13 protein-coding genes are annotated in these 12,818 nt (G+C 61.8%); 3 read left to right on the forward strand and 10 right to left on the reverse strand.

What is annotated here, in order from left to right:
• Both ACRCYW_RS00405 and ACRCYW_RS00410 read right to left on the reverse strand, forming a co-directional pair.
• Window positions 1-2,339, reverse strand: a 2,339-nt coding sequence (locus tag ACRCYW_RS00405; protein ID WP_438548229.1) for a two-partner secretion domain-containing protein, incomplete at its 3' end; no start/stop codon positions are given.
• A gap of 11 nt (window positions 2,340-2,350) precedes the next feature.
• On the reverse strand, window positions 2,351-3,943 hold the full coding sequence (locus tag ACRCYW_RS00410; RefSeq protein WP_438548230.1) for a ShlB/FhaC/HecB family hemolysin secretion/activation protein: 1,593 nt from the start codon (window positions 3,941-3,943) through the stop codon (window positions 2,351-2,353).
• Window positions 3,944-4,461: 518 nt separating this feature from the next.
• Between ACRCYW_RS00410 and ACRCYW_RS00415 the strand changes: the two genes are divergently transcribed.
• Window positions 4,462-5,037 (forward strand): DoxX family protein, encoded by a 576-nt coding sequence (locus ACRCYW_RS00415; RefSeq protein WP_438548231.1) that lies wholly within the window; start codon window positions 4,462-4,464, stop codon window positions 5,035-5,037.
• 116 nt (window positions 5,038-5,153) lie between these two features.
• On the opposite strand, the gene ACRCYW_RS00420 is transcribed toward ACRCYW_RS00415, so the two are convergent.
• A complete protein-coding gene (locus tag ACRCYW_RS00420) occupies window positions 5,154-6,551 on the reverse strand; it encodes a DEAD/DEAH box helicase (protein ID WP_438548232.1) in 1,398 nt (465 codons plus the stop codon).
• A 328-nt stretch (window positions 6,552-6,879) separates the two neighbouring features.
• On the opposite strand from ACRCYW_RS00420, the gene ACRCYW_RS00425 reads away from it, so the two are divergent.
• Complete coding sequence (locus ACRCYW_RS00425) at window positions 6,880-7,683, forward strand: substrate-binding periplasmic protein (RefSeq protein WP_438548577.1); 804 nt, start codon at window positions 6,880-6,882, stop codon at window positions 7,681-7,683.
• 96 nt (window positions 7,684-7,779) lie between these two features.
• Here ACRCYW_RS00425 and aroC read toward each other — a convergent pair whose 3' ends face one another.
• Together aroC and prmB are read right to left on the reverse strand one after the other, a co-directional pair.
• Window positions 7,780-8,868 (reverse strand): chorismate synthase, encoded by a 1,089-nt coding sequence (gene aroC, locus ACRCYW_RS00430; RefSeq protein WP_438548233.1) that lies wholly within the window; start codon window positions 8,866-8,868, stop codon window positions 7,780-7,782.
• Window positions 8,869-8,884: 16 nt separating this feature from the next.
• Entirely contained in the window at window positions 8,885-9,820 is a 936-nt protein-coding gene (prmB, locus tag ACRCYW_RS00435) for a 50S ribosomal protein L3 N(5)-glutamine methyltransferase (RefSeq protein ID WP_438548234.1), read from the reverse strand.
• 66 nt (window positions 9,821-9,886) lie between these two features.
• Between prmB and smrB the strand changes: the two genes are divergently transcribed.
• Window positions 9,887-10,411, forward strand: a complete 525-nt coding sequence (gene smrB, locus ACRCYW_RS00440) for an endonuclease SmrB (RefSeq protein WP_438548235.1) — start codon at window positions 9,887-9,889, stop codon at window positions 10,409-10,411.
• A 32-nt stretch (window positions 10,412-10,443) separates the two neighbouring features.
• On the opposite strand, the gene ACRCYW_RS00445 is transcribed toward smrB, so the two are convergent.
• The 5 genes from ACRCYW_RS00445 to ACRCYW_RS00465 form a co-directional block, all read right to left on the reverse strand.
• Window positions 10,444-10,878, reverse strand: coding sequence for an SRPBCC domain-containing protein (locus ACRCYW_RS00445; protein WP_438548236.1), 435 nt, complete (start codon window positions 10,876-10,878; stop codon window positions 10,444-10,446).
• A 90-nt stretch (window positions 10,879-10,968) separates the two neighbouring features.
• Entirely contained in the window at window positions 10,969-11,568 is a 600-nt protein-coding gene (locus tag ACRCYW_RS00450) for a histidine phosphatase family protein (protein ID WP_438548237.1), read from the reverse strand.
• 39 nt (window positions 11,569-11,607) lie between these two features.
• Complete coding sequence (locus ACRCYW_RS00455) at window positions 11,608-11,817, reverse strand: DUF4287 domain-containing protein (protein WP_438548238.1); 210 nt, start codon at window positions 11,815-11,817, stop codon at window positions 11,608-11,610.
• A gap of 54 nt (window positions 11,818-11,871) precedes the next feature.
• Complete coding sequence (locus tag ACRCYW_RS00460; RefSeq protein ID WP_438548239.1) at window positions 11,872-12,270, reverse strand: GFA family protein; 399 nt, start codon at window positions 12,268-12,270, stop codon at window positions 11,872-11,874.
• 74 nt (window positions 12,271-12,344) lie between these two features.
• The gene (locus ACRCYW_RS00465) at window positions 12,345-12,794 is read right to left on the reverse strand and encodes a GNAT family N-acetyltransferase (protein WP_438548240.1); all 450 of its coding nucleotides are present in this window, start codon (window positions 12,792-12,794) and stop codon (window positions 12,345-12,347) included.
• Between the last annotated feature and the right edge of the window lie 24 nt (window positions 12,795-12,818).

Raw genomic sequence — 12,818 nt, forward strand, 5'->3', positions numbered from 1 at the left:
GCTTCTGTCTCACCATTCAGTGCCAGGTTATCAGCCTTGATGGTCATGGCCTGACCGCTGACCAGAGCGCCGCTCTGGCTGACCTCTTTACCCTGAATGTTCAACGCATTGCCGGCACCGATAGTGCCACCCAGCGTCAACGCTTCACCGCTCAGCGTGGCCCCCTGGTTCGCAATCAGTTCGCTGTGTTGACCCGTGGTCAGATGCTGACCCTGCCACTGCAACCCTTCCCGACTGTGCAGCTTGCCGTCACTCTTGGCCTGGTTCACGGCCAGCACCAGCGACTGGGCCTTGAGCAGCCCATCGAACTGCCCTTCCTCGGCCGTGATCTGGACCTTGCCTCCCACCAGCGTCTGACCACTCAGTTGCAACAACCGGCTGCCCAGCTGCAGCTCACCGTCGGTCAGCTGCTGACCCGTCAGCACCAACTCATCCCCGTCGAGGGCAAGCCGTGATACCCCGAGCAGAGTACCTGTACTGCTGAGTTGATGAGCATAAATCGCCACATCCTGGCTGGCGATACGCCCCCCGTTGGTCAGCTTCCCGGCTTCAATTGCCAGGGTGGCCCCACCGGCCAGGGAACCCTCGTTGCTCAGAGAATCCCCCTTGAGCACCAGGTGCTTGTCTCCCTGCAGGCTGCCGCTGTTCTCCAGCTCACGGCCTTGCCAGCTCAGGGTCTCACCGGCCTGCACTTCTCCCTGGTTATGGAGCTTGCCTGCCGTCAACTTGACCTCTTCTCCCCGCACCTTGCCGCCGACGGTCAGGGCTTCGGCATTCACCGCAAGCTGTCGAGCGGCAACCTCACCCTCCAAGGTCGCTCGCCCTGCCTGCAGAGTGGTCTTGGTCCCCGATTCACTTTTGCCCTGTGAGCCTTGCTGCCACTCATCGCCAGCCCGGACTTCCAACGAGCCCGCCGAGCTCAGCACGCCATCATTGCGACCGCTGTCACTCAGCGTGACGGTCAACGCCTGTCCGCTCTTTAGGAGACCTTTATTATCAAGGTGCTGACTCTGTACATTCAGTGTTTGCCCTGCTTTGACCTTTCCATCGTTACGCACATTTTTTCCGGTGAGACTGACACTGTCCCCCTGTAGATCCCCCGCTTGAATGAGCTCGTCTGCCGCCAGGGCAATCCGTTTGGCCGTCATCTCGGCATGCGTATTCATATTCCGGGCGTTGGCGCCGATATCATCGGCTTGCAGCTTGCCCCCCGTGAGGGTCAATCCCTCATTGGCTTGTAGTGCCAGGGCTCCACCACTGGTGAGGTTACTCTGATCGAGCCGCAGCGACTTACCCGCAAGACGAGCGTCTTGCGCGGCCTGAATATCGGCATTCTGCGCACTCAGCGTCCCCGAAGCGCCAATCTGGGCCGAGCCGCCGGCCTGCACCTTGCCGGTCAGGGCAACATCATCACGTCCCTCAACCCACAATGCGCCTGTGGAAGATGAGTCTCTCAGTCGGATCTTGCCGCTGGCGTCCAGAGTCAGATCCCCTTGATTCGCCACCGCATTGGCCAGATTGACCCCTACCCCCTGCTCGGTTGAGACCAGACGGATCTTCCCTGCGTACATGCCACCGAGGGCTGCAGTATCGATGGCAACTTCCGGTGCCGGACCTTCCCCAGCCTGGGCCCGGATCTCCCCGGTCTGGCGGTTGACCTGATTGGCCCCCGCTATCACATTGACCTCTTTACCGTGCAAGGAGCCATTGAGCTGTACGGCGCGCGCGACCAGATCAACGGAGGCCTGGCGGCTGGCATCCAGCCCCTTGCCTCCCACCGTCAGGGTGCCGCGTTTGACATCCAGCATCTGCAACTGTCCTTGGGCATCCAGCACAGGTTTGCCGGTCGACAGGGTCACGGTCGGGGTGTTGATGAAACCGCAGCCATCGCAGGTCAGGCCATTGGGGTTGGCCACCACCACACCCGCCTGCTGGCCCGCGACCTCGAGATAACCTTGCAGTTGGGACGGATTGACCCCGATGACTTCATTGATGATGGCGCTGGCGGCCTGCCCCCCCAGATGCGGGTTATTCTGGATGAGCCCGCCCAGTTGGGTCTGGGTCAACTGCCCGGTGGCATTGTTGAGAATGGCCCCCCCCTGACCGACGTTGAAATCGGTGTAGAGGTTGTGAGAGATCCCGGCGCCATTTGGCGTTGAAATATCCACGATGGGCACACCGTTCCCCGCCTGGTTGAGGGTGGTATTGCCGGTCGCCACCGCGATCCCTTCGGCAAAGGCGGGGTGAGCGGGTTGCAGCGCCATCATCAGACACATTTGGTACACTACGGCGCGGCACACCAGGGAGAGTTGGGGCTGACGAGCAGTCATGGTAGTCATCGACTTATTCCTTAAAACGTGACGCTGGCGCGGTAGTAGAGCACCCAGGGATCGGGATTGAGCCAGCCGGGAGCGCTGACGGGGAACCCTATGCTGATGTTGGCGGTGAAGTGTTGATAGCGTTGCTCCCAACCGGCGGCGGTACCCACCAGGCTGCGCCAGCTATCTTGCTGATTTCCTAGATCAACCCGACCCATATCCAGAGCCAGCCAGGTACGCCATTGGCCGAGCCAGACGGGTGACTGTCCCTGCCAGCTCACTTCGTTACGCAGGTAGCCACCGGTATCCCCACTGATACTCTGTTCCTTGAAACCGCGCACCGAAGCTTCTCCCCCCAGGGAGAGGCGCTCCACGCTGTAGAGCACATCCGGTGACCACTGCAACGAACCGGTCGACAACCAGCCCAGATGCTCTCCCGCCGTGCTGTAACTGCCAAACAGCCCCCATTTTTCAAACTGTGCCTGGGGCAACAGGGGGGAGCGGCCATGATCGCTGTCGGCACCGAACCAGTCGGTACCCAGGGTCAGGGCCGGGCTCAGGGTAAAGAAGTGGCGGTCGACCCGAGTCGCCAGGTTGAGTCCAAGGCGAAGAGAGGAGAGTTCATAGCTGCTGCTCTCCAGCAACTGCTCCATGATGAGGTTGCGGCTCTGACGACGGGTTATCCCGGCTACCGCCGATATCTTGCTTTCCCCATCCCGATAGAGGGTTCGGGTGAGGTTGCCGGTGACGGTGCGCGTATCCCCCCGGCTCTCGAACACAAACCCACGGGATTGCACGTCGTTGCGGTACTCGCTGTACTGATAACCCGCATCCAGCAACCAATAGCCGTAAGGCAGGCTCAGACCGGCCTGCCAGGTCGCCGCATCATGGGCATCGCGCCCATCCGTGCTGCTGGAGGCCCCCAGTGTCCATTGATCGGCCAACGACAGCAGATCATCGGCGCTCAACGACAGCCTCCCCTGCTCTTCTCCCGTACTCTGCTGGCCGCTGTTGTCCAGATCCAGGCTCCCCTGCACGGGGAAGGCTCGGCCTCCCTTGAGGTTGACGATGGAGAGCCCTGCCTGGTGACCGGGTTGAATATCGAGGCGATAGGAGAGAGAACGCAGACGGGAGAGCTGATCCACCCCTTGCTCGAGATCCCTCAGGTTGAGGATCTCCCCCACAAGACCGGGGAACAGGGTTCGGGTCATGGCATCGGGTTGACCATCCACCACTATGGCCTCGATGCGCCCCTCCAGTACCCCCAGGGTCAGAACGCCAGTCGCCAGATCTTGCTCCGGCAGGAAGGCCCGGCTGGTGATATAGCCCTTGGCCAGATACCACTGACTGATGGCACGGATCAGGCCGTTGATATGGGAGAGGCCCATGCAGGTATTCAAATAAGAGTCGGTGAGACTGGATCTGGTCTTGGCATCCAGCACTGTGCTCCCTTCCAGACGGATCTCGGCCACCTGGAAGCAGGGGCCACTCTCATCGGTGTCAGTCGGTACGACTGGGGCGGGTAAAGATTGTTGCCGTGCGACTTCATCGCGTTGCCGGGCCGCCTCTTCGAGCAACGCTCGTTGGCGCTGTTCGACATCGGTTTGATCCAGCGGAGACGACAAGGGCCCAGCAGCAACGCCCTGAGCGAATAGCAAAAACAACGCAACTGCGCCCGTGCACATGCGTGAGATGTAGCAACCCATTGTGATGAATCTTCTAATTGTTTTTAGTGCCACCTTGTCGTGCCCAGAAACTCGAACTGGTTTCTTTATGAACACGAAAAGACCTGAACGGGGCGGAGTATACAGAAGCCAGCATGGGGTGCGACACCTTTTGTCACCCCTCCTGTGATGTCGATCTCGTCAAGAGATAAAGAATACGTTTGTCTTTAACTGCGTCCATCCAGCGCCATCTTGCTGACAAGATCACCAATAAGCCACTGCCCGCCAGTTTCCGGTTTGTCGTTAGGACAAAGCGTTAAGCAGCCATTGCCCTAACCAGTCGAGTTGAGTCCATAGGAACTGAATACTTATCATTTAGATATACTTTCTTGATTTCTCTCAATCTTGTGAAGCCTGGAAGGACTGAGGGCTCGAGTAGAGCCGCTCGATCAGACGGGTCTGAGACGTCAGCTTATCCAATGGCGGCTGGTTTTAAACATCATCAAAAGAAATTCATTCACATGGTTGAGACGCTGCTGAACAACATCAATCGCCTGTTGCACCACGAAGACATGGGCAAGCTGTTATTGCGATTGGCCGTCGGGGGCTTGATGCTGTTTCACGGCCTGCACAAGCTGATCGATGGGGTGGATGGCATCAGCGCCATGCTGATGGCGAAGGGGCTGCCGGGATTTATCGCCTATGGCGTGCTGCTGGGGGAAGTGGTGGCGCCCCTGCTGATCATCCTTGGTATCTTGACCCGGCCGGCAGCGCTGGTGCTGGCCTTTACCATGGTGCTGGCCTGGCTGATGGTGGGCACGGCCAAGACCTGGCAACTGGACGCAGTCGGTGCCTGGGCCATCGAGAGTCTGATCTATTTCTTTATCAGGGCATTGGCGGTGGTGCTGCTCGGGGTCGGACGCTTCTCCTTATGCTGGCAATACCAGCTGGCGATAGTCTATTTAAGTGGAATATTTATCTGCACAATAAAACAAAAATGCCAAATTCAACCCACGAATAATCTATTAAATAGAATTATTACGAGATTAAAGTAGATGGAGCAGCACAGCATCAGGATCGCCATCTCGTCTCTTTGACATAAAAGAGCCCTGCCAGATTGGCAGGGCTTTTTCTATATATCGCATCGGCGGTGAGGGAGTCCCCGCGCGGCTTACTGGTTGTGGCTGGCGCGACGGGGACGACGGGCCTGTGCCGGCTTGCCGGCGCCGCCTTCCGGACGGGCACCGCCCTGGGGCTTGCCACCGTTGCCGCTGCGGTTACCGCCGGCGTTGCCACCGCCATTGCCGGAGCGACCGGCACCCTGACGCTGGCCCTGACCTTGCGGGCGTGGCGCACGGCGCTGCTCGCTCGGATCGCGGGGCTCTTTGCGCAGGGGCGCGCCGATACCGCGGGCGATGTTGTCCAGCGTCTCGCGGGAGGCTTCGAAACCGGCAACCTGCTCGCAGGGGATGTTCTGCTTGGTCAGGCGCTCGATGGCCTTGATGAGTTTGCCTTCGTCGGCCGCCACCAGGGAGATGGCGTGACCGGCGGCACCGGCACGGCCGGTACGGCCGATACGGTGCACATAGTCTTCCGCCACGTTCGGCAGCTCGAAGTTGACCACCTGGGGCAACTTGTCGATGTCCAGGCCGCGGGCGGCGATGTCGGTCGCCACCAGCACCTTGACGCTGCCATCCTTGAAGCCAGCCAGGGCGCGGGTACGGGCACCCTGGCTCTTGTTGCCGTGGATGGCGGCGGCGCTGACACCGTTCTTGTCGAGGGTCTCGGCGACGCGGTTGGCCATGTGCTTGGTGCGGGTGAACACCAGCACCTGTTGCCAGTCGTTGCTGGTGACCAGATGGCTCAAGAGCGCAATCTTGTTGGCCTTGTCGCAGGGGTGCACCAGCTGCTCGATACGCTCGGCGGTGCTGTTGCGCGGGGTCACTTCGATCACCGCCGGGTTGTCCAGGAGGCCGGTGGCCAGCTCGCGGATCTCGTCGGCGAAGGTGGCGGAGAACAGCAGGTTCTGACGCTTCTTCGGCAGCAGGGCCAGGATGCGGCGGATGTCGCGGATAAAGCCCATGTCGAGCATGCGATCCGCTTCGTCCAGCACCAGGATCTCCACCTCGTCGAACTTCACGGCGTTCTGGTTGTAGAGATCCATCAGGCGGCCCGGGCAGGCCACCAGCACGTCCAGACCACGGCGGGTGGCCATCATCTGCGGGTTGATGCTGACGCCGCCGAAGACCACGTGGCTGCGGATCGGCAGGTGCTTGCCGTAGTTGCGCACGCTCTCGCCGACCTGGGCCGCCAGCTCGCGAGTCGGGGTCAGCACCAGGGCGCGGATGCGGTTCGGGGAAACTTTGCGCTTGCTCTCGGTCAAACGCTGCAGCATGGGCAGGGTGAAGCCCGCTGTCTTGCCGGTCCCGGTCTGGGCGGCGGCCATCAGATCACGGCCGGCCAGTACGGCGGGGATCGCTTGCTGCTGGATGGGAGAAGGAGTGTCATAGCCTTGCTCGGCAACGGCACGCAACAAGGGTTCGGCCAGACCGAGGGAAGTAAAACTCATAATTACCTGCTAGGGATAGTGGCGCCGGGACGTTGTGGTGGGGCTCCTCTGCTGAGCCGATGCCATCTCACAGGATCCGGGCCTATGGAGAACACGGGATTTCCCCGGGGAGCAGAGCAAAGGGGAAAGAATAGGGGCGCAGTTTAACGGAGTTGTCACAGTTACACGAGAAAAATGTGACCCCCCTCCTAGCATGGCTGGAAAAGCCGCCGACGACTGGGCATCATGGCGATGATTAAGGCCATTCGAGCCAGTGTTGGTGATCCCCTCCGCGTTCGGGCGGCGGATCCCCGTCTATCAGGGAACAGGGAGGTTCTGCTTGATAACAATGCACGCCCCGGCCGCCATCCGGCGCGCCCTCGGCCTCGGGATCCTGCTCGGCCTGAGCCTGCCCCTTGCTGCCAAGGAGGCGCTGTCGGTAGCCTGGAGCCACTGGCCCCCCTTCAGCCAGCTCGATGGCAGGGGCGAGCTCGGCGGGCTGGACATCACCCTGACCCGCCAGATCCTGCGCGGAGCGGATCTTGAGCCGGCGTTTCGCAACCTCCCCTGGGCCCGGACCCTACACCTGCTCGAGGGCGGTCAGCTGGATGCCGGCATGGGGGCACTCGATACCCCGGAGCGGCGCCAGTTTGCCCGCTTCTCCGCCCCCTATCGTCATGCCAGCTTCGTGCTGCTGAGCCATCAGGGGGCGCCGGGTGCCCCCGACCGCTGGCAGGGGATCCAGCAACTGACCGATCTCTGCCAGCAGACGCGCCTGCGGCTCGGCAAGCTGCGCGGCACCCGCCCCACCCCGCTCACCGAGGCCTGTCCCGCCCTCAAACAGGCCCATGAATACAATTCGGACGACAAGCTGATCGAACTCTTGCTGGCGCGCCGCCTCGACGGAGCCATCCTGGAGTGGCAGCACGCCCAGCACAGACTGACGCAGCTCGGGGCCGAGGGATTTATCCAGTGCCAGTTACTGCTGCATCGCCAACCGGTCAGCCTGATCTTTGCCAAGACAGCCCTCGGCGATGAAGCGCTCGCCCGTATCAATGCCGTCATCGCCAAGCTGCCGGCACCTGCCCCCGCCTTTGCGCCCCCGGTCTGCCGCTTCGACAACACCCGCTTCCCCGGGGCGCCGGCGGCCTGAGCCCCCTTCCCTGGCGGATGCAACACCAATAAAGAAGGCGGCCCAAGGGCCGCCTTCTGGTGAGCGTGGTGATCAGCCGAAGTATCGGCACGGTGATCAGCGCAGTTGGGGAGTCTGGGTGAGCACGCCCAGGTTCTGGGCACGGTGGCGCAGCAGATGATCCATCAACACCAGGGCCAGCATGGCTTCGGCGATGGGCACGGCGCGGATGCCGACGCAGGGGTCGTGACGACCCTTGGTGATCATCTCGGTGGCCTCACCGCTGGTGGTGATGGTCTTGCCCGGCACAGTGATGCTGGAGGTGGGCTTGAGCGCCATGCTCACGACGATGTCCTGCCCCGAGGAGATGCCCCCCAGGATGCCGCCGGCGTGGTTGCTGGCAAAGCCGGTCGGGGTCATCTCGTCGCGATGCTCGGAGCCCTTCTGCTCCACCACGGCGAAACCGTCGCCGATCTCCACCCCTTTGACCGCATTGATCCCCATCATGGCGTGGGCGATGTCCGCATCCAGGCGATCGAACACCGGCTCGCCGAGACCCACAGGCACGTTGCGGGCGATGACCTGCACCTTGGCACCTACGCTGTTGCCCTCTTTTTTCAGGGCACGCATGTACTCATCGAGCGCCTCCAGCTTGCCCGCATCCGGGAAGAAGAAGGGGTTCTGCTCGATCTGCGCCCCATCGAACGCCTCGGCCTTGATGGGGCCGAGCTGGGAGAGGAAGCCCTGGATCTCGATGCCATGCATCTGTTTGAGGTACTTCTTGGCGATGGCTCCCGCCGCGACCCGCATGGCGGTTTCCCGCGCCGAGGAGCGGCCGCCGCCGCGGTAGTCACGCTGACCGTACTTCTGGTGATAGGTGTAATCGGCGTGGCCCGGGCGGAACAGGTCCTTGATGTCGGAGTAGTCCTTGGAGCGCTGATCCTGGTTCTCAATCATCAGACCGATGGAGGTACCGGTAGTCTTGCCCTCGAACACCCCGGCCAGGATCTTCACCTCGTCATCCTCGCGGCGCTGGGTGGTGTAGCGGGAGGTGCCGGGCTTGCGGCGGTCCAGATCGACCTGCAGATCCGCTTCGCTTATCTCGAGACCCGGCGGGCAGCCGTCGACCACGGCGCCGAGCGCCAGGCCGTGGCTCTCGCCGAAGGTGGTGACCCGAAAGAGTTGGCCAAAACTGTTCCCTGCCATGGAAGCTCCTTGCTGCTTAGCTCTTGTAAATCGCGAAATGAGACTGGTATTGCTCGAGCTCTGCCTTGGTCATCACGAAGACACCGTGGCCGCCGTTCTCGAACTCGACCCAAGTGAAAGGCACCTCGGGGAACTGGGCTTCCAGGTGGATCATGCTGTTGCCCACCTCGACCACCAGCACGCCGTCATCCTTGAGGAAATCGGCGGCGTTGGCCAGCAGACGCTTGGTGAGTTTCAGGCCATCGGAGCCGGAGGCGAGCGCCAGTTCCGGCTCGTGGCGGAACTCGTCCGGCAGATCCGACATGTCCTCGGAGTCCACGTAGGGCGGGTTGGAGACGATGAGATCGTACTTGTCACCGGCCGGCAGATCCCGGAACAGATCGGAGCGAATGGGGATCACCTGCTGCTCGAGGCCGTGATCGTTGATGTTACGTTCGGCCACGTTCAGGGCATCGACGCTGATGTCGATGGCATCCACTTCTGCGTGGGGGAATTCGTGAGCCATGATGATGGCGATGCAACCGGAGCCGGTGCAGAGATCCATGATCCGGGTCGGTTCCTCTTTGAGGAAGGGCGCGAAGCGGTTCGCCACCATCTCGGCGATGGGGGAACGCGGGATCAGCACTCGCTCGTCCACGTAGAACTCCCAACCGGCGTACCAGGCCTTGTTGGTCAGGTAGGCGGCAGGCACCCGCTCCTGCACCCGGCGGATGATAAGCTCGGCGATGCGGTGGCGCTCGCTGGTGGTCAGGCGGGAGTGGCGCATGCCCGGATCCACGTCCGGCGGCAGATGTAACGCGGGCAGCACCAGTTGCACGGCCTCATCCCAGGCGTTGTCGGTACCATGTCCGTAGAAGATCCCGGCGTCGTTGAAACGACTCATGGCCCAGCGCAACATGTCCTGGATGGTGTGCATCTCGGCAACCACCTCATCGATAAATATCTTGTCCAAATCCACCTCCAAGTCGAGTAATATCCGGCCCGAGCATTCTTATATAGCGAGCAAGACGAGTACCTGATGAAAAAAACGCCCTCACCCACAGACGAGGAAAGCCTGCTGTTTCGCGATGCGGTCAAAGGTACCCGGAAAATAAAGCAAGATACCATAAGGGCCGACTTGCGCCCGGTCAAGCAGAAACGCGAACTGCGTGAGAGCTGCGAAAAGCTTGGGGTCGACCACTTTTTCAGCGATGAATACCAGCCCCATCTGGATGAGGATGGCCCGACCCGTTTCGTGCGTGACGACGTCTCAAAATTCGAGCTCAAAAAGCTCAAGCGCGGCAGCTATCCACCGGAGATCTATCTCGATCTGCACGGCATGAACCAGCAACAGGCCAAGCAGGAGCTGGCCGCCCTGCTGAGCCTGTGCCAGAAGGAGAACATCCACGTCGCCTCCGTGATGCACGGCATCGGCAAGCACGTCCTCAAGCAGCGCATTCCGAGTTGGCTGGCCCAGCATCCCAATGTGCGTGCCTTTCACCAGGCCCCCCGCGAGTGGGGGGGCGACAGCGCCATCCTGGTGCTGCTGGACGTGGAAGAGTAAGCATACCGAACCGCAGAATGAAAAAGCGCGCCTCAGGGCGCGCTTTCCATATACCGTTTGAAGTTGTCGAGTATGCTCTGCCAGCCGGCTCGCTGCATCTCCTCACTGTGCTCGGATTCGGCGTCGAACGTCTCGTGCACCCAGGTCCCCCCCGCCTCCTCCCTGAACTGCACGCTGACCGCCCGGCCATCGTCCATGACATAGCTCAGACCCGTGTTCTGGTCGGCATTCAACCCCGTCGGTGGCACCACTGAGGTGAAGGTGCCCTCGAAGTCGAAGCCTATGCTGCCATCCCTGGCCGCCATATGATGGCAAAAACGCCCACCGACCCGCAGATCCACCCGGCTGCTGTCGGTGTGCCAATCCTCGGAGGCGGCGTTCCACCCCATGATGCTGGCGGGTGTATTCCAGCCCTGCCACACGGTGGCGAGGGGGCGTTCCACCCAGACGCTGACGCTTATCTTCATCTTGCTCATCCTTTTGTGACCTCACTCGCCTTAGAAGCTAGCGCCCCTTCAGCCAGCTTGCCGCCACTCTGCGCTCGCTTGAAATCGGGGCTAATCCTGCCCCGTGGGACGATGGCAATATGGCCGAGCCGGGTCCAGCTTGGCCACCAGCCTGCCGCCGTTATGGAGTTGCCACTCGAAGAAATCGGCAAAGCCCGCGCCGGTGAGGGCGCGGATCACCTTGGCCACCACACCGTGGGCCACCAGCAAGACCCGTTCCCCCTCATGTTCATGGGCCAGCTCGGTCAATCCCTGTGACACCCTTGCAATCACGGCATCCAAGGACTCACCGCCGGGGGGCGCCTCGCGCCAGCGCCGGGTGATGTTGCGCGCCCACAGCGCGGGGTAGCGTTCCCTCGCCTCCCCTTGGGTCAGCCCCTCGAACAACCCCACGTGCCGCTCACGAAAGGCCGGAATAACCTGCACGGGCAGTGCCAGCGCACGGGAAACCAATTCGGCGCTCTGCCGGGCCCGCAGCAAGGGGGAAGAGAGCAGCCGTGCAAACGGCGCCTCCCGTCCAAGCGCCAGCGCCAGCGCCAACGCGGACATCTGCCTGCCCCCCTCGTCGTTGAGCGGCATATCCAGAGCACCGAGATAGCGTCCCTCCGCATTGGCCCGGGTCTGCCCGTGGCGGATCACCACCAGTTCCATCGACTCTCCTCATTGCTCGGCCGGGCTGTGCGGGGCCCGCTAACCCTGTGCCAGGAAATGAGCCACCAGAGCATTGGCATGGCCGTGGCCCATGCCGTGCTCCTCTTTCAACCAGGTCACCAACGCCATGTGTTTCCGCTCTTCCCGGCACGCCAAGAGCCCCAACCAGTGAGCGATGGGCTGACCATAATTCTGCTCGATGGAGGGGAAATACGAGGCGGGCCCCTTCACCTTGGGTTCTTTATCCATGTCTCTCTCCAGAGTCCGGTTGCATCCCGTGCGTGGCGACGGGCCGACGGCGTATCAGGGTTTGGGGGCGAACTGCTCGAACACCTGCTGACCGGTCAGGGTCGGGGTGTCGTTCTTGAGCTCATAGAAACCCGGCTTCTCGTCGATGAAGATCTGGCTCGCGAGTTCAAACTCCTCCTCCTGGAACAGGCCGGCGGAGAGGATGTATTCGTCCGTCGGCAGCAGGTGATAGAAGAGATGAGTGCCACAGGTCGGACAGAAGCCGCGCTCCGCCCACTCGGACGAGCGATAGGCCACAGGGGTGAGCCCCTTGAAGCTGACCTTGGTGCCGCCATGCACCGCGAACATGGGCCCACCGGACCAGCGCCGGCACATGGCGCAGTGGCACAGGTTTATTTCCTTGTGATCGCCGCTCGAGACGACGATCCCGCCACACAGACAATGACCTTCCATCACTCTCTCCTTGGAAAAAGATGCCGAAGTCTCTTCGGCCATGCTTCCGTTCGACAGGCTGGTCCCTCTGCTCGTCAGACGTCCCCCGACAAGGGCTTAGTGAAGCGAACCTGCCCATCCTCCTGAATACCGTCATCCAACCAGCCGAGATGACGATAAAACCCGTTCGCCCTGACGGCCCTGTCGGCGTCCGTCAGCAGCCATATCTCGCGGCAACCCTGCGCCGCCAGCCAGCATTCGGCCACCTGCATCAATCGGCGCCCCAGTCCCTTGCCCTCATGGCTCTGGTGGACAAACAGGGCAAACAGGGTCGCCTCGCCGGCATCCGCCATGGCAAAGGCCACCACCCTTCCCTCGTCGCAGGCAACCCAGCCGCGCCCGCTGCCACACAGCATATCGGGCAAGCTCTGTGGGGTGATCCCAAGCTCGGCCAGCTCGGCGAGGGACATGTGATTTTCGCGCACCTGAGTGCGCACCTCGAACATCCCGGCGACATCCGCCGGGGTGGCAATACGTATGGTCATGACTTGGGTTCCTGCCTCATGGCG

The sequence above is a fragment of the Aeromonas sp. genome (assembly GCF_051657805.1).
Lineage (GTDB): Bacteria > Pseudomonadota > Gammaproteobacteria > Enterobacterales > Aeromonadaceae > Aeromonas.